Annotated in this window: 17 protein-coding genes; 7 read left to right on the top strand and 10 right to left on the bottom strand. The window is 72.1% G+C overall.

What is annotated here, in order from left to right:
• Nucleotides 1–13 precede the first annotated feature (13 nt).
• From ABEB07_RS32330 to ABEB07_RS32315, 4 genes are all read right to left on the bottom strand, one after another.
• On the bottom strand, nt 14–607 hold the full coding sequence (locus tag ABEB07_RS32330) for a hypothetical protein (RefSeq protein WP_345671602.1): 594 nt from the start codon (nt 605–607) through the stop codon (nt 14–16).
• Nucleotides 608–757: 150 nt separating this feature from the next.
• Nucleotides 758–2,095, bottom strand: coding sequence for a M20/M25/M40 family metallo-hydrolase (locus tag ABEB07_RS32325; protein ID WP_176146744.1), 1,338 nt, complete (start codon nt 2,093–2,095; stop codon nt 758–760).
• Nucleotides 2,092–3,498, bottom strand: coding sequence for a cytosine permease (locus ABEB07_RS32320; protein WP_345671601.1), 1,407 nt, complete (start codon nt 3,496–3,498; stop codon nt 2,092–2,094). Before ABEB07_RS32320 ends, ABEB07_RS32325 begins: the two co-directional genes overlap by 4 nt.
• A 2-nt stretch (nt 3,499–3,500) precedes the next feature.
• On the bottom strand, nt 3,501–4,454 hold the full coding sequence (locus ABEB07_RS32315; RefSeq protein ID WP_345671600.1) for a DUF1177 domain-containing protein: 954 nt from the start codon (nt 4,452–4,454) through the stop codon (nt 3,501–3,503).
• A 253-nt stretch (nt 4,455–4,707) separates the two neighbouring features.
• On the opposite strand from ABEB07_RS32315, the gene ABEB07_RS32310 reads away from it, so the two are divergent.
• On the top strand, nt 4,708–5,532 hold the full coding sequence (locus tag ABEB07_RS32310) for an IclR family transcriptional regulator (RefSeq protein ID WP_345671598.1): 825 nt from the start codon (nt 4,708–4,710) through the stop codon (nt 5,530–5,532).
• Between the two features lie 38 nt (nt 5,533–5,570).
• Entirely contained in the window at nt 5,571–6,296 is a 726-nt protein-coding gene (gene pepE, locus ABEB07_RS32305) for a dipeptidase PepE (protein ID WP_176146748.1), read from the top strand.
• 167 nt (nt 6,297–6,463) lie between these two features.
• On the opposite strand, the gene ABEB07_RS32300 is transcribed toward pepE, so the two are convergent.
• A complete protein-coding gene (locus ABEB07_RS32300; RefSeq protein ID WP_345671597.1) occupies nt 6,464–7,315 on the bottom strand; it encodes a LysR family transcriptional regulator in 852 nt (283 codons plus the stop codon).
• 81 nt (nt 7,316–7,396) lie between these two features.
• Between ABEB07_RS32300 and ABEB07_RS32295 the strand changes: the two genes are divergently transcribed.
• The gene (locus ABEB07_RS32295) at nt 7,397–7,891 is read left to right on the top strand and encodes a cupin domain-containing protein (protein WP_345671595.1); all 495 of its coding nucleotides are present in this window, start codon (nt 7,397–7,399) and stop codon (nt 7,889–7,891) included.
• A gap of 87 nt (nt 7,892–7,978) precedes the next feature.
• Entirely contained in the window at nt 7,979–8,740 is a 762-nt protein-coding gene (locus tag ABEB07_RS32290) for a hypothetical protein (RefSeq protein ID WP_345671594.1), read from the top strand.
• A 21-nt stretch (nt 8,741–8,761) separates the two neighbouring features.
• Here ABEB07_RS32290 and ABEB07_RS32285 read toward each other — a convergent pair whose 3' ends face one another.
• Together ABEB07_RS32285 and ABEB07_RS32280 are read right to left on the bottom strand one after the other, a co-directional pair.
• Nucleotides 8,762–9,202, bottom strand: a complete 441-nt coding sequence (locus ABEB07_RS32285) for a hypothetical protein (protein ID WP_176146752.1) — start codon at nt 9,200–9,202, stop codon at nt 8,762–8,764.
• Between the two features lie 17 nt (nt 9,203–9,219).
• Nucleotides 9,220–10,986, bottom strand: a complete 1,767-nt coding sequence (locus ABEB07_RS32280; RefSeq protein ID WP_345671592.1) for a hypothetical protein — start codon at nt 10,984–10,986, stop codon at nt 9,220–9,222.
• A gap of 267 nt (nt 10,987–11,253) precedes the next feature.
• Between ABEB07_RS32280 and ABEB07_RS32275 the strand changes: the two genes are divergently transcribed.
• Entirely contained in the window at nt 11,254–11,778 is a 525-nt protein-coding gene (locus ABEB07_RS32275) for a hypothetical protein (protein WP_239146761.1), read from the top strand.
• A gap of 119 nt (nt 11,779–11,897) precedes the next feature.
• On the opposite strand, the gene ABEB07_RS32270 is transcribed toward ABEB07_RS32275, so the two are convergent.
• Nucleotides 11,898–12,323, bottom strand: a complete 426-nt coding sequence (locus tag ABEB07_RS32270) for a PaaI family thioesterase (protein ID WP_345671590.1) — start codon at nt 12,321–12,323, stop codon at nt 11,898–11,900.
• A gap of 149 nt (nt 12,324–12,472) precedes the next feature.
• On the opposite strand from ABEB07_RS32270, the gene ABEB07_RS32265 reads away from it, so the two are divergent.
• Nucleotides 12,473–14,056 carry an FMN-binding glutamate synthase family protein gene (locus ABEB07_RS32265; RefSeq protein ID WP_345671589.1) on the top strand — a complete coding sequence of 528 codons (1,584 nt, stop codon included), beginning with the start codon at nt 12,473–12,475 and terminating at the stop codon, nt 14,054–14,056.
• Between the two features lie 32 nt (nt 14,057–14,088).
• Nucleotides 14,089–15,852, top strand: a complete 1,764-nt coding sequence (locus ABEB07_RS32260; RefSeq protein ID WP_345671588.1) for a thiamine pyrophosphate-dependent enzyme — start codon at nt 14,089–14,091, stop codon at nt 15,850–15,852.
• A gap of 129 nt (nt 15,853–15,981) precedes the next feature.
• Here the strand turns inward: ABEB07_RS32260 and ABEB07_RS32255 are convergent, their stop codons facing one another.
• The gene (locus tag ABEB07_RS32255; protein ID WP_345671586.1) at nt 15,982–17,097 is read right to left on the bottom strand and encodes a CU044_5270 family protein; all 1,116 of its coding nucleotides are present in this window, start codon (nt 17,095–17,097) and stop codon (nt 15,982–15,984) included.
• Nucleotides 17,097–17,765 (bottom strand): RNA polymerase sigma factor, encoded by a 669-nt coding sequence (locus ABEB07_RS32250; protein WP_345671584.1) that lies wholly within the window; start codon nt 17,763–17,765, stop codon nt 17,097–17,099. The genes ABEB07_RS32255 and ABEB07_RS32250 overlap by 1 nt, the downstream gene beginning before the upstream one ends.
• Nucleotides 17,766–17,829 lie beyond the last annotated feature (64 nt).

Here is a 17,829-nt window from a genome sequence, read left to right as displayed (position 1 = left end):
AGCGGCCGGCGAGTCATCCTCCGGGCACGGCTGCGGGGCGACGCACCTCCAGCACCACCGCGGTCCCGGCCACGGTCCGATTCTCGTGCATGGTGATCCGCCGGCCGGGCCGGACGTGTGTCCAGTCGGAGGGGGTGAGGGGCAGGAGGCGCACCGTGGCCTGCCCACCGGGCTCCAGCACGGGCGTGTTCTCCACCCAGAGCGCGGCGATGCTGACCGCACGTGCGCCGGTGGGCGAGAGGTGCCCGATGTCCCACATCGGTCGCAGAACACCGGCGCCGGAGAAGGGTGTCGTACGCCGGCCCTCGCCGGCGGACCGGAGCGTCAGCTGTGCCCGGATCACGCCGTGGCGGATCTCCAAGCACCGCCAGTGGCACCAGGCCGCACTGCGCTCCATCCGGAGCTGCTCAGCCGCTTCGGCGAGCTTCTCCCACAGATCCAGCGGAATCGAGCGACCGTCCCCGAGGTCCTCCAGCAGACTCAGGGCGATCTCCCACTCGTCGCGGACGAGGTAGTCCCAGATGTCCGACACCGTGATGGCGTTCTCGGCGGCCTCCTCGTCCGAGACCAGCAGGGAGGCTGATTCGAGCAGCGCGGGAACGTCCATGCGCTGATTCTCGATACCGCGCGCAGGCCCGTCCAGCGGGATTCGCTGAGTGATCGCACCGGCCTTCGTGGGACCACGCGGCGCGGACATCTCACCCGCGCCGGCCCGCGCCCGCGCGTCCCCCGCTGGGGGGACGCGCGGGCGCGGCGGTCAGCAGTCGTGCCAGAGCCGGGTCATGACCCGTACGCCGAAGCGCAGTCCCTCCAGCGGCACCCGCTCGTCCACGCCGTGGAACAGGCGGCCGTAGTCGAGGTCGTGGGGCAGTTTGAGGCCCTTGAAGCCGAAGCAGCGGATGTCCAGCTTGGTGAACGCCTTGGCGTCGGTGCCGCCGGGGTTGCAGTACGGCACGGGGTGGCCGTCGGGGTCCTCGGCGCGTACGGCGTCGCACATGGCGTCCACGAGCGGGCCGTCGAAGGACGTCTCCATCGCGATGTCGTGGTTGACCCACGCGCGGGAGACCGAGGGCAGCAGCAGCGCGTCGACGGTGTCGATCAGCTCCTGCTCGTGGCCCGGCAGGAAGCGGCCGTCGACGCGTGCGGTGGCCCGGCCCGGAATCACGTTGGTCTGGTAACCGGCCGAGAACATGGTCGGGTTGGCCGAGTTGCGCAGCACCACCTGGAGGAAGTCGGCGACATGGCCGAGTTTGGCCAGCTCCGCCTCCAGGGTCTCGGCGTCCTCGGCGTCCAGGTCGACGTCGACGCCCTGGAGCCGGGCGGCCTCCTCCAGCACGGCGCGTACCGGGGCGATCAGCCGGACGGGGAAGGTGTGGCGGCCGATGCGGGTGAGGGACTCGGCGAGGTCGGTGACGGCGTTCTCGCTGTTCGGGGACGAGCCGTGCCCGGCGCGTCCGGTGGCCGTCAGCTCCATCCAGGCCATGCCGCGCTGGGCGTTCTCGATCGGGTAGAGGCGGCGGGTGTCGTCGAGGGCGTAGCTGAATCCGCCGCCCTCCCCGATCGCCTCGGTGACCCCGGCGAACAGCTCGGGCCGGTGCTCGACCAGCCAGTGGGCGCCGAACCTGCCGCCCGCCTCCTCGTCGGCGAGGAAGGCGAGGACGATCTCGCGGGCGGGTCGGGCGCCGGTGCGGGCGAAGTGCCGGGCGGTGGCCAGCATGACGGCCACCGTGTCCTTCATGTCGATGGCGCCGCGGCCCCACAGGTAGCCGTCGCGTATCTCGCCGGAGAACGGCGGGACCCGCCATTCGGCGGCGTCGGCGGGTACGACGTCCAGGTGGCCGTGGACGAGGAGGGCGCCGCGGGCCGGGTCGGCGCCGGGGATGCGGGCGATGACGTTGGCGCGGCCCGGGGCGCTCTCCACCAGTTCGGAGGCGATGCCCGCCTCGGCGAGCCGGGCCACGACCCAGTCGGCGCAGGCCCGTTCGTCGCTGGTCGGGTTGGAGGTGTCGAAGCGGATCAGCTCCGCGCACAGCTCGACGACTTCCCTCTGCGCCTCCTCGGAGGCCGGGACGAGGGCGGGGGCGGTGCTGGTCATGGTGCTCCTACGGGGGCCGTGCCGGAGGCGGCCGGGGTCGTGGTGCCGGCGATGCCGGGGTGGTCCTCGACGGTGGTGGTGCCGTACGGCCTGATCCAGCCGGCGAGGCCGAGGACGGCGTAGAGGACGAAGGCGGTGAGCAGGGAGTTCAGGGCGGGGATGCCGCCGTCGTAGAACTTGCCGACGCAGAACGCGGCGGCCCAGATGACCAGGGACATCGGGACCCAGGTCGGTGAGGTGGCGGGCAGGGTGCCGGCGTCGCGGGTGGCGTCGAGCGGGGCGCGCATGCGGCGGACGACCCAGTACTCGGCGACGATGATGCCGCCCACCGGCGGGATGGCGACGCCGAGCACGGACAGGAAGTCGGTGAAGTGGGTCATGATGCCGACGGCGGACAGCACGGTGCCGGCGATGCCGAGGACGATGGTGACCGCGCCGCGGTGCAGGCGCTTGGCGAAGACGACCTGGAAGAAGTTGACGACGCCGAGCGAGGAGCCGTACAGGTTCCAGTCGTTGATCTTCGCCGTGGACATCAGGACGACGAGCACGCCGAAGACGCCGGAGGTGGAGAGCACGATCTGGGAGACCTGGCCGTTGCCGACCATGTGCCCGAGCAGGACGCCGGTCAGGCCGACGATGTACTCCGACAGGATCATCGACGAGGCGCTCTGCAGGAAGACGTGGCTGCCCTTGCGGTTGTAGCGGGTCATCTCCGGGGAGACGATGGCGCCGGTCATGTAGCCGCCCGCGATGGCGGTGGCGGCGACGGAGAGCGGGATCGCCTGGCCGGGGGCCGGTGAGTGGATCAGCTCGGACAGCGAGTGCTCGCTCAGGGCGTCGGTGACCGACCAGGCCACCATCGCGAAGAACAGCGGGGTGACGATCTTGGCGAAGACGGCCATGTAGCGGAAGCCGAAGATGACCAGGACGGTGATGGCGGCGCCCGCGACCACGCACCACAGCCAGGACGGCCCGCCGACGAGCGAGGCCACGCTGTCGCCGAAGATCGTGTTCTGGACGCCGAACCAGCCGACGAGGCTGATCGAGATGACGAGGCTGACCAGGGCCGAGCCGTTGCGGCCGAAGCCGGCCCAGCGGGTCAGCAGCGGGGTCGCCAGGCCCTCGCGCATGCCGGCCAGGCCGATCGCGAAGATCACCACTTCCAGGATCACCGCGCCGAGGGTGAAGGCCCAGAACGCGCCGGCGAAGGACATGCCGACGCCGATGGTGGCGCCGAGGGTGAACTGCGAGATGGAGCCCGACTGGGCCAGCCACTGGAGCAGCATGGTCCAGAAGCCGAGCCGCTTGTCGCGCGGGACGCGGGAGAGGGCGTAGTCGTCGCTGCCGACGGTTCTGGCGCCGCCCGGCTCCGAGGGCGCGGCCGTGTTCTCGTGTGTGGCCATGATCACGACTCCCTGGAGGCGTTGCCGAGCGTCTGGAGGTGGGCGAGCGAGCCGTAGCGGGAGACGAGCGCGGTGAACTCGGCCTCGTCGTGGAAGTCGAGGCGGCCGCCGCCGTACGCCTTCGCGGTCTCCACGGCGAACCGGGCCGCCGCCGCGATGTCGGTCTCGTGGCTCGCCCCCGTCTGGCATCCGGGCACGGCCGCCGCGGAGGTGACCGCGACGCCGACGACCGGGGCGGAGGTCGCCGTGGCCGGCTGCAGGATCGAATTGATGTGGTGTACACCGTTACCGTACGGGGTGATGTCCTGGGTGGTCACCGGGTACGTGACCAACAGCTCACCGGTGACCACGGCGAGCAGCTCGCCCAGCTGCTCGCTCACCCGGAGCACCCAGCCCTCCTTCACGGTGGGCGACAGGGCCAGGCCCTTGTGGTTGATGATCCGGTTGCCCTTGGTGGTGTCGATGGAGAGCACCGCCTCCATGTCGGCGGTGACCTCGTGCCGGTTCATGGTGGCGATGTCGACCGGTGAGTCCATGAACGGGACCGGGTCGTGCGGCGCGGTCGGGGCGTTCGGGCAGATGTGGGTGGCGACGACCACGTCGCCGTCGAGGACGTCGCCCCGGCGGCGCATGTCGAGGAGCTTGGCGGCGGTGGCCAGCGCGGCGACCGCGCCGTCCGCGTCCGAGACGAGCCCCGTCATCTCCGGGCGCGCGCCGACCCCGCCCAGGCGGCCCACCACGCCGAGGGTGCGGGCGGTGCCGCCGCGGGCCCGGCCGGCGCGGCCGGGTACGCGGACGAGGACGAAGTCCGTCGAGCCGCGCTCGCCGGTGACGGTGGTGACCTGGGCGCCGCAGCCCTCGGGGCCCGCGAGGGTGTCTAGGTGGGCGGCGACGCGCTTGCCGTCGACGTCGGGGTCGTCGAGCAGGTCGACGAGGTCCAGGACGTACTTCAACATGGGCAGTTCTCCTGATCCGCACCCGGGGCGGTGCTGACAGCAGGTTCCGGAGCGGTTAACGTTCTCCGCAACTGTTTCCCGCTATCTGCAATTGCCGTCTGCATGCCGAGATGCGGAGACGGGCGAGGCGTGAGCGCGCGGCTGAGTGCGTGTGCGAGCGCGTGGCTGAGTGCGTGTGCGAGCGCGTGATTGAGTGCGGGTGTGCGTGCGCGCAGGTGTGCGTGCTTGCACGTGTGAGTGAGAGGAGTGGCCCGTGTCCGGTCAGCCCGTCGACCGCAGGACCCCGGCCGGAGCCCTGCAGACCGTGGACCGCGCCCTGCTGGTCCTGCTCGCCTTCGAGCGGTCGCGGCCCGATTGGGGCGTGACGGAGGTGGCCGGCGAGTTCGGCTGGGACACCTCGGTCGCCCAGCGGCTGCTGTCCACGCTCGCGGGCCGCGGCTTCCTGGTCTCCGACCCGGCGACCCGCCGCTACCGCATCGGCCCGGCCGCGCTGCGCCTGGGCCGGCTGTGGGAGCGCTCGGGCTCCCTGGAGCTGCTGGCGGAACCGGTCCTGCGGGAGCTGCGCGCGGTGACCGGCGACACGGTGCTGTTCTGCCTGCCGGACAGCTTCCACATGCGCTGCGTGGCCGCAGTCGAGGGCGAGGAGGGGCCGCTGCGCTACTATCCGCTGGTCGGCGAGCTGTACCCGGCGCACGCGGGCGCCACCAGCAAGTCGTACTACGCCTTCCTGCCCGACGACCAGCGCCACCGGCTGTTCCGCGGCCGCCCCATGGCCCGCTTCACCGAGCGCACGGTCACCGACCCCGACCAGCTGGAGCGCGAGTTCCGTGAGGTGCGCGCGCGGGGGTACGCCTGGACCGTCGGCGAGTACGACGCCGGGATCGGCACCGTCGCCGTGCCCGTCTTCCTCGGCGCCGAGCCCTACGGCAGCCTGAGCCTGGGCGCGGCCAAGGAGCGCTTCCCGGACGGCCCCGAGGACCGTCTCGACGCGCTGCGCCGCGCCGCCCAGTTGCTGGAACGGCGTCTGACGCATCCGCCGCAGCACCACCGCCGTCCGCGCGCGCCCCGCCCGGCGTGAGCCACCACCGTCCCACCCCGTTCGATGAGGAACCCTTCGTGAATCTGCTGCTCCTGTCCAACTCCACCCAGCACGGCCGCGGTTACCTGGAACACGCCCTGGACGTCGTGACCGGTTTCCTGCCCGCCGGAGCGCGGCTGGCGTTCGTGCCGTACGCGCTCGCCGATCACGACGCGTACACCGCCAAGGTGCGCGGCGCGCTCGCGGACGCCGGGATCGCGGTACGGGGGGTGCACGAGGGCGGCGACCCGCTGGCGCGACTGGCCGCGTCGGACGCCGTGTTCGTCGGCGGCGGCAACTCGTTCCGGCTGCTGAGCGCCCTGTACCGGACGGGGTTGCTCGACGCGCTGCGGGACGCCGTGCGCGGCGGGCTGCCCTACATGGGGGCCAGCGCGGGCACGAACATGGCCGCGCCCACGCTGCGCACCACCAACGACATGCCGATCGTGCAGCCGCCGTCGTTCCGGACGCTGGATCTGGTGCCGTTCCAGATCAATCCGCACTACCTGGACCCCGACCCGCGCTCCACGCACAAGGGCGAGACCCGCGAGGAGCGGCTGACGGAGTTCCTGGAGGAGAACGACGTGCCGGTCCTGGGGCTGCGCGAGGGTTCCTGGCTGCGGGTGGCGGACGGCAGCGCCGCGGTCGGCGGGGAACGTCCGGCCCGTCTGTTCCTGCGGGGTGCGCGGCCGCGGGAGATCGCCTCCGGCTCGGACGTGTCCGAACTGCTCACGGTGACACCGGAGTTCGACCGGCGGGCGTAGCTCGACGCGGGGTGCGCCGGGCGCCTTGGGAGCGCGCACGGCGCGTCCCTGGAGGCGAGCGCACCGCCGTACGGCGATCCAGCCCGCGTGCCGGAGCACGAGGTGATCACGTGGCCGAAGCGGGTGTGTCGGACCGGAGCCGGCCCCGGCCTGACGGATGCCGGTGCTCAGCGACGGTACGCGGTGGTCGCGATCTCGAGGAAGGACCGGATCAGCGGGTTGGTGTCGCCCTCGTTGCACACCGCCACCACGCGGCTCGGCGGCATGTCGATCAGCGGTACCACGGCCAGTTCGGCGGGCAGGTCGTGTCCGAGCGGGGCCAGGCCGACCGTGCCGTTCCACAGCACGGCCTGGAGGCATTCCTGTACGGCCCGCACCACCGGGCCCTGGCGCGGCCTGCCGCCGTTCCAGTACGACTGCCAGACGGGATCGGTGCCCGGCGGGAACTGGAACCAGCGGCGGTCCTCCAGTTCGGCCAGCCGCAGCCCGTCGCGGCGGGCCAGCGGATCGTCGGCGCGCAGGACCACGCCGACCGGGTCGGTCCGCAGTGCGCGCACCGTCAGGGCGGTCTCGTCGAACGGCGCCCGGGTCAGCGCGACGTCGACCAGTCCGGCGCGCAGTCCGCAGGTCGGGTCGGTCAGGTCGGCGTCGCGGACGCGGATGTCGACGCCGGGGCGGCTTCGGCGGTAGGCGGCGGCCAGCCGGGCCGTTCCCGAGTCGGTGCCGTCGCCCAGGATGCCGATGGTGAGGGTCGCGGCGCCGGCCGCCGCGCTCACCCGGACCCGGACGCGGTCGGCGTGGTCGAGCAGCGAGCGCGCCTCGTCGAGCAGCACCGAGCCCACCGCGGTGAGCGTGATTCCCGTGGGCGAGCGGGCGAACAACTGGGCCCCGACGTCGGCCTCCAGCTGTCGGATCGCCCGGCTCAGCGGCGGCTGGCTCATGTGCAGCCGGGTGGCGGCCCGGCCGAAGTGGAGTTCCTCGGCGACCGCCACGAAGTAGCGCAAGGTCCGTAGCTCCACGCCGCAACGATACCCATGGGGTATCGGCGTCGCGGAACGGGTCTTGGACACCGGTGGGTCGCCCGCGGTGGACTCGTGGGTATGACCGAAGACGCGCAGACCAGCCGGCCGCAGGCCCCTCCCGCCGTATCGGTGGTGGGCGCGGGCGACGGCGAGACGATCGTCCTGGGCACCACGCGCATGCGGGTCCTGGAGGACGGCAGCCACACCGGGCACCGCCTCGCGATCACCGAGTCCGTCCTCGCCCCGCACACCCAGGGACCGCCGCAGCACCGTCACACCCGGCACGACGAGAGCTTCTACGTCCTCTCCGGCACCGTGCGGTTCACCGTCGGGGACGAGCACCACGACGCCGTCGCGGGCACGCTCGTGGTGGTTCCGCCCGGCGCCCCGCACACCTTCGCCAACCCGACCGGCCGACCCGCCGTCCTGCTCAGCGTGTTCACCCCCGACCTGTACGTGCGGTACTTCCGGGACCTCCAGGAGTCGCTCGCCGCCGGCCGGCCGCTGATGCCGCGGGCCCACGCCGAGGTGATGGGCCGCTACGCGACCGAGCCCGCCGACGACCGCGCCTGACGCCGACGGCACGCCGCCCGGCAGGTAGGGTGGTGATCTTCGGCCGGCGGAAGCCACCGGAGTCCCCTTGAGGTTGAGTGAACAGCGATGGACCTCGACGACACTCGCGTACGGCTCCGACTCGACCGTGCGCTGGACCGCTTGGACGTCACGTTCCGCGGCATGACCGCCCGCGGTCACGAGACCCAGTGCGACTGCCACTGGGGCAGCCGAGAAGAGCTCGCGCAGCTCAAGGTCCCGGACGTGGTGCTCGCCCCGGACCTCCTGCGCCGCACGTGGAACGCGCCCGACTGGGACGATCACGGCGCGGTGCTGCGCCGTATCCTGCCGCAACTCGCCAGGGCGCTGGTCGATGGCCCCGTGGAGCGTAGGTTCGGCATGGCGGAAGTCGGACGTTCGTTCTCCCGCGGCCACTGGCGGCAGTGGCCCGCGGACCAGAGCGCGGCGGTGTGGGAGTTCCTGCACGCCTGGTGGGCGCACACCCTCACCGAACCGCGTCCCGCCGTCCCCGCGCACGACCTCCTCGCCCTGTGCGCCGAGGCGTCCGGCGTGCTCGGACCGTGGCTCGACGCCTGGGAGGCCCTCGAACACCGCTTCGCCGACCGGCACTTGGCCGCAGCGGCCGCCCGGTGGGAGTACGACCTGCTGGAGGACCGGCTTCCCTGGGCGGCGTGGGACGACGACTCGGACGACCTGCGCTCCGAACTGGCGGCCTGGCTGGTCCGCCACGCCCCCGCACGGCTCCGCGGTCAGGACGTGCCCGAGGAACTCCCGCACCGGATCCGGCTCCTCGGGCTCACCGGTCCCGCCCGCTGGGAGGATCCGCACTGGCCCGACCGCCGCCGCTGAGCCGGCTTCGCCGGGCCGTGCTCAGGCCGACAGGCGCTTCCGCGCCTCGGCGTACGAAAGCCCCGGGACCAGCTCGGACATCTTGTCGAAGAAACTCAGCCCGGCGGTTCTCAGGGAATTCAGGAGATCGGCGGAGGAAGCGATCGCCTTTTTCACCTCACCGCCGCTCTTGACGGTCACCACGACGCGGGAGCCGGATTCCTGGAAGGACAGCCTGATCGGCTGGTCCGGGAAATACGTCTCCGCACGGCCCGTGGAACGCAACCGCGACGCCATCTCCGCGACGTAGCACCAGAGCTGATCGACGTAGTCCCATTCCCGGAGGCCGATCAGCTCACGCCCGTCCACGGACAGCCGGATGGCGCCCTCGATGTAGTCGGGGTCCGGCGGCGGGCCGTGGCAGGCTTCCACCCGCACGAACCCGCCGTCCGGCGCCCTGAGGAACGTCTCGATCTCCACCATGGCGTCAGGTTATCCGGCTACTCGCTCACCGGATAGAACTGTCCCACCCGGCCCCGGTTCAGACCGAGCACATAGCGGACCCCGTCGACCATTCCCCGGATCTGGTACATCCCCCCGCTGCCGCGTCGCACCAGCTTTTCCCGGTTCTGCCGGAGGACTTCACCGATCGCGCTCTCCACGTCCTTGACGCTCATGCGGGAATCGAAGAAGGACTGCTCCTTCTTGGTCGAACCGTCCCAGTACTTCGGGTGGTGACGCGTGAGGATGTGCTGCATTCCCTTCTTGTCGAGCAGGAAAGTCTGGTTCCCGATGGAGAAGCGCCTGCTGTTCCAGTCCTTGAGGGCGGCAAGGCACCCTCCGCCGCCGGTCGCCGAGACGGGCTGCGCCATCGGGCGGGTGCCGCGGCCGAGCTGAGCCGAAACACCGGAGGCGGGGCTGCGGCCGGTCAGGCACGGCTCGCCACGCCGCTCCCGCCCCACCTGGTCCACGAGGCGGTCCACCTCGCCCACGGCCAGGGCGCGGGCGTCGATGAGGGTGTTGGCCCGCGAGGAGAAGCGGACCGTGACCCGCCCGCCGGATGCCCGCGCCTGCTGCTGTGCCCGCGCCTTGTACCGCGCGTCGACCGCGGCGAAGACGGGACCGGCCTCGGGGGCGGAACAGGACAGGGTGCCGGAGACGGAGTTCCCGGTGAAGGGGAAGGCACGGCCGGGGACCGTGCAGCCGCCGGCGGGCCGGCCGTCGATGGTGATGGTCGCGCTCATGGTGGCGGTGACCGTGCCGCCGGTGATCCTGCTCCTGGCCTCGGTGGACAGCTTCCCGGTGAACTTCTGCCGGACCGAGCATCCGCCGGATCCGCAGTCCAGCTTGCCTGAGCCGTCCAGCGTGAAGTCGACCCCGTCGTCCACCGCGCTGTTCAGCTGCTTGACGTACTGCTCCAGGGTGTCGTACATCGTGTCGGCCTGCTCGCCGACGAGCGGGGACAGCTCCATCCCCTGGGAGTCGCCGTCCTTCAGCGGCCCGGTGGTCACCCGCGGCGCCACGGACGGCGTCGCGCCCGCTTCGAGCTGCTCGCGGGCGTCCTTGATCTGCTCGCGCAGGTCGTAGGGTTCCAGCCGCAGCACGCGGTAGGGCTTGTTCTTGGCGACGACGAGCCGGCCCGCCGAGGTGTCGGCCCGCAACGCGGGCACGCCGCCCACGGTCAGGGGCGGCAGGCCGGGGTCGTCCGGGTCGGGCAGTGCGTCCAGCCGGTCGAGGGCGTCGGAGAGCTGGAACGCCAGGTCGCTCGGAGGCAGGTACTGGGCCATGACCGGGTCGAGGGAGTACGCCTCCCCCGGGGAGCCGATGGTCCACCTGCCCGGTGCGTCCGGTTCCTTCCGCTTCCCGTCCGGGCTCTCGTAGTCCCGGCCCTTCTCCCAGCGGGTGTAGGTCTTGCCGCCGATGCGCAGGACGTCCCGGTCCAGGCTCTTCACGCCATCGCCCGTCGAGCCGAACACCGTGCCGGACTCGGTGACGGTGACGGCCCGTTCGGTGATGCCGACCAGCGCCGTGTCCTGGTAGCGCAGCCCCTGGGCCCGCGCCAGTTCGGACAGCGCTTGGACGAACGGCTCCCGGTCGCGCTCCGCCGCCTTCGACCCGCCGCCGCCGTCGTCCGACGACGCCAGCCGGACCATCAGCCCGGCCACCAGGACCAGTACGACGCCCAGGGCGCCGGCGAACCGCAGGAGCGTCCCGCGTTCCCGCCACCGAGGCCGTGCGCCGGACGGTTCGAGCTCTTCCCCCGTCACGTGTGTTCCTTCCCCCGCCGCACAAGCCGTGCGCGCGATGCCCGCGGCGGTGTTCGGTCGTGTCCCGCCCACCGTGGCCGCGGGCCATGAAACTTCGATGACGCGGGGAAGAGCCGCTGGCGGAAGCCCACTTGAGGTGTCCGGGACGCATGGCGCCACCGAACCTCAATAGTCACTCAAATCCCTTACCGTGCGCACATTCCAGCCAACAGAATGCAGGTGTTCCTGACAGACCTTGAGTTACGGGGGATCTACGTGAAGCGTGTCATGAGCGCCGCGCTCGCCACCGCTCTGCTGAGCGCCGGAGCCGTGGCGGTCTCGGCCACACCCGCCGCGGCCGGCGCCGCGTGCGACTCGTCGCCGATCTACTCGATCGGCGACAAGAAGACGGTGTGGAGTGCGACCAACGTGCACAGCGACTGGGCGCGGCCGGGCGTGACCATCAGTTACGCGAAGAATGTGACCGGCTCCTGGACGGCCACCGGCACCGCCACGGTCGGCACCGAGGCGGGCGCCATCTTCGCCAAGGCGTCGGCGTCGTTCAGCGTCTCCCTGGGCAAGACCTGGACGAAGTCCGACACCTGGACGTACGCGGCCGCGGTCCAGAAGAAGAAGGGCAAGAGCCGGGGCCGCCTGATGATGTACCACGAGGCCAAGGGCTTCAGCGTCACCAAGTACCGCATGGAGCCGAAGTTCGGCGGCGGCTGCAAGAAGGTGAAGCTCTGGAAGAAGTCCAACAACGTCGCCCCGGTCAAGAAGAACAGCAACCTGTGGGGCATCCAGTACGCGTGACCTGACGGGTGGACGGACCGGCGCACCATCGGACCAGCGGAGGGGGCGGTGCGCCGGTCACGGCCGTCGAGCGGCGGATCGCCCCGACGGCCCTTCTGTGTCCCGGTCCTCCTCGCGGCTCAGTCCTCCGGGCTGCCCGCCCGGACGATCGTTCCCTGCGCCACGGCGACGAGGTGCTCCTCGCCCTGCTCCGAGACGACGTAGACCGAGCACTGGCACACGGCCTGCCGCCGGGTCGTGGCGGTCGCCTCGGCGCGGGCGACGACGAGATCGCCCACGGCCGGCCGAACATAGTTGATCTTGTACTCGGCGGTGAGCGCGTCGCCGCCCAGCGCGAGTCCTCCGGCGAAGGTCAGCGCGTTGTCGGCCAGGTAGCTGAGGACTCCGCCGTGCACGAAGCCGTGCTGCTGCTGGATCTCGGGCCGGTTGACGACGCGGATCTCGGCCGAGTCCGGCCCCACGGCGGTGAGTTCGGCGCCCAGGAACATGCTGAACGGCTGGGCCTGGAAGATGCGGTGCGCGAAACGGGTGAGGTCCGTGGTCATGGGTGTCGTCCTGTCGTTCGGGGAGGGGGCCCACCGTAGCGGTGGTGATCCGCCGGCGGCCGAGGGCCCCGTGAGCGCACGGCGTCGCCCTTACGGGTTTCTTGACGAACCACAGGACTGGAAGGCCGACCGAGGGCAATGCGCCAAGGGTGACCCGCATCGCAATCGTCGTCCTGACCCTGACACTCGGCCTCCTCGCGGCCGCCGCCGCCGTGCTGGCGTCGCCGTGGTGGTGCCTCGGCGCCGTGCCGCTCCTCGCACTGGGCCTGCTGGGCGCGTGGGACCTGCTCCAGCGCCAGCACTCGGTGTTGCGCAACTATCCCGTGCTGGGCCACGCCCGCTTCCTCCTGGAGCAAATCCGCCCCGAGCTCCAGCAGTACTTCATCGAGCGGAACTTCGACGGCCGCCCCTTCGACCGGGACGTCCGCACCATCGTCTACGAGCGGGCCAAGGGCACGGACGCCGAGCAGCCCTACGGCACCGAACGCGACGTCTACCTGGCCGGATACGAATACCTGGTGCCCTCCATGGCCCCGCGTCAGGCGCCGGGCACGCCCCCGCGGGTCCAGATCGGCGGCCCCGACTGCCGCCACCCCTACGACATGGCCCTGCTGAACGTGTCGGCGATGAGCTTCGGCTCGCTGTCGGCCAACGCGATCCTCGCCCTCAACGGCGGCGCCGCGGCCGGCGGCTTCGCCCACGACACCGGCGAGGGCGGCCTGTCGGAGTACCACCTGCGGCCGGGCGGTGACCTCGTCTGGGAGATCGGCACCGGCTACTTCGGCTGCCGCACCCAGGACGGCGACTTCGACCCCGCCGAGTTCGCCGACAAGGCCGCGCACGACCACGTCAAGTGCGTCTCCCTGAAGCTGTCGCAGGGCGCCAAGCCCGGCATCGGCGGCGTCCTGCCGGGAACCAAGGTCAACGCGGAGATAGCGAAGGTACGCGACGTGCCCCAGGGGCAGACGGTGATCTCACCGCCGTACCACAAGCTGTTCTCCACCCCGCGCGAACTCGTCCGCGCCGTCGCCCGGCTGCGGGAGCTGTCCGGGGGCAAGCCGACCGGGTTCAAGCTGTGTGTGGGCTCGCGGCAGCAGTTCCTCGCCGTGTGCAAGGCCATGCTGGAAGAGGGCGCCACGCCCGACTTCATCATCGTGGACGGCGGAGAGGGCGGCACCGGGGCCGCACCCATGGAGTTCGCCGACCACGTGGGCGCCCCGCTGACCGAGGGCCTGCTCACCGTGCACAACGCCCTGGTCGGCGCCGGTCTGCGCGATCGCGTCCGGATCGGGGCGAGCGGCAAGATCGCCACCGGCACCGACCTGGTCAAACGCCTCGTCCAGGGCGCCGACTACGGCAACGCCGCGCGGGCGATGATGTTCGCCGTCGGCTGCATCCAGGCCCAGCGGTGCCACACCAACACCTGCCCCAGCGGCGTGGCCACCCAGGACCCCCGGCGCGCCCGCGCCCTCGACGTCCGGGACAAGACCCCGCGCGTGCGGCGCTTCCAGGAGGCGACCGTGGCCAGCGCCCTGGAGATCATGGCGTCCATGGGCGTCACCGACCCCGCCGAACTGCGCCCGCACATGCTCCGCCGGCGCATCGACCCGCACACCGAGCGCTCCTACGAGGAGCTGTACGAGTGGCTGGAGCCCGGGCAGCTGCTCGCCGAGCCGCCCGAGGCCTGGGCGGCCGACTGGAAGACCGCCGACCCCGACCGTTTCACCGTCTGAACCGTCTGAACCGTCTGACCTGGAGGACCGAAGTGGCCCGTACTGTCGCCCGCGTCATCGTGGACGCCCTGAGCGAACTCGGCGTGCGCCAGGTGTTCGGCGTCGTGGGAGACGCCCTGAACCCCTTGACGGACGCCCTGCGCACCACGGACGGCGTGGAGTGGGTGGGATGCCGGCACGAGGAGGCGGCGGCGTTCGCCGCGAGCGCCCAGTCGCAGCTCAGCGGCACCCTGGGCGTGTGCATGGGCACGGTCGGACCGGGCTCCGTGCACCTGCTCAACGGGCTGTACGACGCGGCCAAGAGCCACGCGCCGGTGCTGGCCATCGCCGGTCAGGTGCCGCTCGGCGAACTGGGCAGCGACTACTTCCAGGAGGTCGACAACGACGCCCTCTTCAGCGACGTGGCCGTCTTCCGCGCGACCGTCACCTCGCCCGACCAGCTGCCGCAGCTGCTGGAGCTGGCCGTGCGCAACGCGTTCGGCCGCAAGGGCGTCGCCGTCCTGACGGTGCCGGGCGACCTCGGCGAACGCGAGCTGAGCACGGACCGTCCGGCCCGCTTCTCCCTGAACCCGCCGGTGACCCGCCCGGAGGAGTCCGCCGTGCGCGAGGCGGCCGGACTCCTCGACCGCGCCGAGCGGGTCACACTGCTCGTCGGACGGGGCGCCCGCCACGCCCGCGAGGACGTCCTCGCCCTGGCCGACCGGCTGGCCGCGCCGATGGTCCTCACCCTCAAGGCCAAGGAGGGCTTCGAGGGCGACGCCAACCCCTTCCAGGTCGGCCAGACCGGACTGATCGGCAACCCGGCCGCCGCGTCGGCCCTGGAGGACGCGGACACCCTGCTCCTCCTGGGCACCGACTTCCCCTACCGGGACTGGTATCCCGAGGGGAAGACCGTCGTGCAGGTGGACACGGAGGCGACCCACATCGGGCGGCGGGTACCGGTCGAGGCCGGCCTCGTCGGCGACACGGGCGCGACCGTCCGCGATCTGCTCACCCACCTCACCGCCCCCGCGGCCGGGACGGACGGCGCGCGGGACCGCTCACACCTGGAGAAGGCGCGGAAGCGGTTCGAGGAGTGGCGCGGCGGTCAGGCGCGGCTCGCCGACCCGTCGCACGACAAGGGTCTGATCGGCCGGCTGCGGTCCACCTTCGACAACCGCTCCGACGACATCCGCCCCGAGGCGCTGGCGGCCGTGGTGGACCGGCTCGCCGCCGACGACGCCGTCTTCACCTCCGACACCGGCATGGCCACGGTGTGGCTGTCCCGGTTCGTCGAGATGCGCGGCGAGCGGCGGCTGATCGGCTCCTACAACCTCGGCTCGATGGCCAACGCGATGCCGCAGGCGCTGGGCGCCCAGTGCCTGGACCGGGAGCGGCAGGTCGTGGCCTTCTGCGGGGACGGCGGGCTGAGCATGCTGCTGGGCGACCTGATGACGCTGAAGACGCACCGGCTCCCCGTCAAACTCGTCGTCTTCGACAACCGCCGCCTGGGCATGGTCAAACTGGAGCAGGAGCAGGCCGGGCTCCCGGAGTTCGGCACGGTGCTGGACAACCCCGACTTCGCCGCCGTCGCCGAGGCGATGGGCATCCCCGGCATCCGCGTCACCGAGCCGGCCGAGCTGGAGAAGGCCGTGCGCCGCGCCTTCGACACACCGGGGCCGGTGCTGCTCGACGTGCTCACCAACCCGGACGAGGTCGCGGTCCCGGCCAAGCCGACCGTCGAGCAGGGCTGGGGGTTCGCGGTGGCCAAGGTCAAGGAGATCGTCCGCAGCCACGGCGACGACGGCACCGCCTGATCCCGCCCGCCTTCACGGGCGCGCGCCCGTGAAGGCGGGCGCGCGACCCGTTGTCCGGTCGTGGTCGGGAGCGGCGGGGTGGGGCCGGGGGCGCCGGGGGCGCCACACCCCGGCGGCTCCCGGTCGAGGTCAGGTCGTCGTAGACGCTTTCTCGGTCGACGCTTTCTCGGTCGACGTCTTCCCGGCGGACGGCTTCTCGCGGAGGGTGTCGACGACGGCGCGTTCCAGGACCGCGGACTTGTTGATCAGGGTGCCTTTCCTGCCCAGGGAGGTGTCCTTGGTGAGGTAGGTCCGTTCGCCCAGGTATTCCAGGGTGGTCGGGTTGAAGATCCAGGTGGTGCGGTCGCCGGTGCGGGTGTTGTCGCGGGCCACGCCGATCCCGTGCCGGCCGGCCGCGTCGACCGCGTCGGAGTCCACGCTCACGCCGGGGATCCTCGCCGCGGCCTTGTACAAGGCGGCCGCGGTCTTCGGCGGCATCAGCGTCTCCCGCAGCAGTTCGCCGATGGCGTCGAAGGTGTCCTGGGCCCGGTCCCGGTCCTTCGCCGGGGTGTCCCGCCGGTCCTGGTCCCGGGTGATCTCGGTGGTGAGCCGCTGGAGCAGGGCGTCGGGGTCGGTGGGCAGCGAGGCCAGCCACCGGTACGTGGGCCGGTCGAGGCCGGCCGGGTAGCCGACGGCGGTCTCGCCGTCCGGCACGCCGACCTCGATCGGGTAGTACGAGCCGTCCTCGTGGATCAGGCCCACATGGATCACCGGTCCGGGCTGCTGCGCCATCCAGACCTCGCGCTCGCGGGGGCCGGTCAGCTTCACGGGGCCGCCGAACCTGCCCTCGTTCTCGCTCTGGAGGGTCTTGACGTACACGAACTGGTCGTCGCCGACCCTCTGTTCGTCCTTCTCCGCGGCGACCGCGGCGATCCGGTCGAGCAGCACGGCCGCGCCTCGCGGGGCCTCGGCCCGGGCGTGCGAGCCAGCGGCGGACGGCGCCGGGACGCCGTCCCGGCCGGTGACGGCGAGCGTGGTCAACAGCACTCCGCCCAGAGCCAGTCCGGCGGCGGGCAGCAGAACGGCGGGACGCAGGAGACGGGGACGGGCGGAGGTGCGGGCGCCGTCCTGGTCGATCAGACGCATCAGGGTTTCCCTGTGGTGGAGATGACGGCCAGGGGGCAGGTCCCGCTCGGCCGGGGCCGGCAACAGCCGGGCCAGTTCCTCTCGTTCGGCCCGCTCGGGGCCGGAGGTACGGTCGTTCATCAGGCTTCCTCCTGGATGGACAGGGCCACGAACGCGGCCCTGCTCTCTACCTCTCCGCGGCCGGGGCGGGGTTCCCCCGCGGACCGGACCGGTTCCGCCGGGTGTGCTTCCCGCGCGGCGGGCCCGCCCGGCGCCGAGCCGAGTTCCTCGTCGGTGAGGCGGCGCAGCCGGGTCCGGGCACGCGACAGCCGCGAGCGCACGGTGCCCACCGGGACGCCCAGGGCCTCGGCGGCCTCGGCGTAGTTCAGTCCGGACCAGACGCAGAGGGCCAGCACCTCGCGTTCCTGACGGCGCAGCCCGCCCAGCGCCCGCCGCACCGCGGCGAGCCGCCGTGCGTCATCGACGCGCCCGGCCGTGGCGTCCGCGATGTCCGCCACCCGTTCCGGGGCGGGGCGGCGGGCCAGGAAGGCCAGGCGCCGCCCGATACCGCGGTTGGCGTTGCGCGCCTTGTTGGTGGCGATCCCCAGCAACCACGGCCGCAGCGAGTCGCCCTCCGGCTCGACGGTGTGCCGGGTACGCCAGGCCGCCAGGAACGTCTCGGACAACACCTCCTCGGCCGTCGACGGGTTGCCCGTCAGCCGGTAGGCGTGGTTGTAGACCTCCCGCGCGTACGCGTCGTAGAGCGCGGTGAACGCCGCGTGGTCGCCCGCACCGACCCGTGCGCGCATGCGCTCCCGATCTCCCTGCTCATCACATCTCACACCCACTACCTCTCCGGCCGGACCGAGGGGT

Source organism: Streptomyces similanensis (assembly GCF_039543625.1).
GTDB lineage: Bacteria > Actinomycetota > Actinomycetes > Streptomycetales > Streptomycetaceae > Streptomyces > Streptomyces similanensis.
The sequence above is the reverse complement of the archived record's forward strand: the minus strand, read 5'-3'. Positions and strand labels throughout refer to the sequence as shown.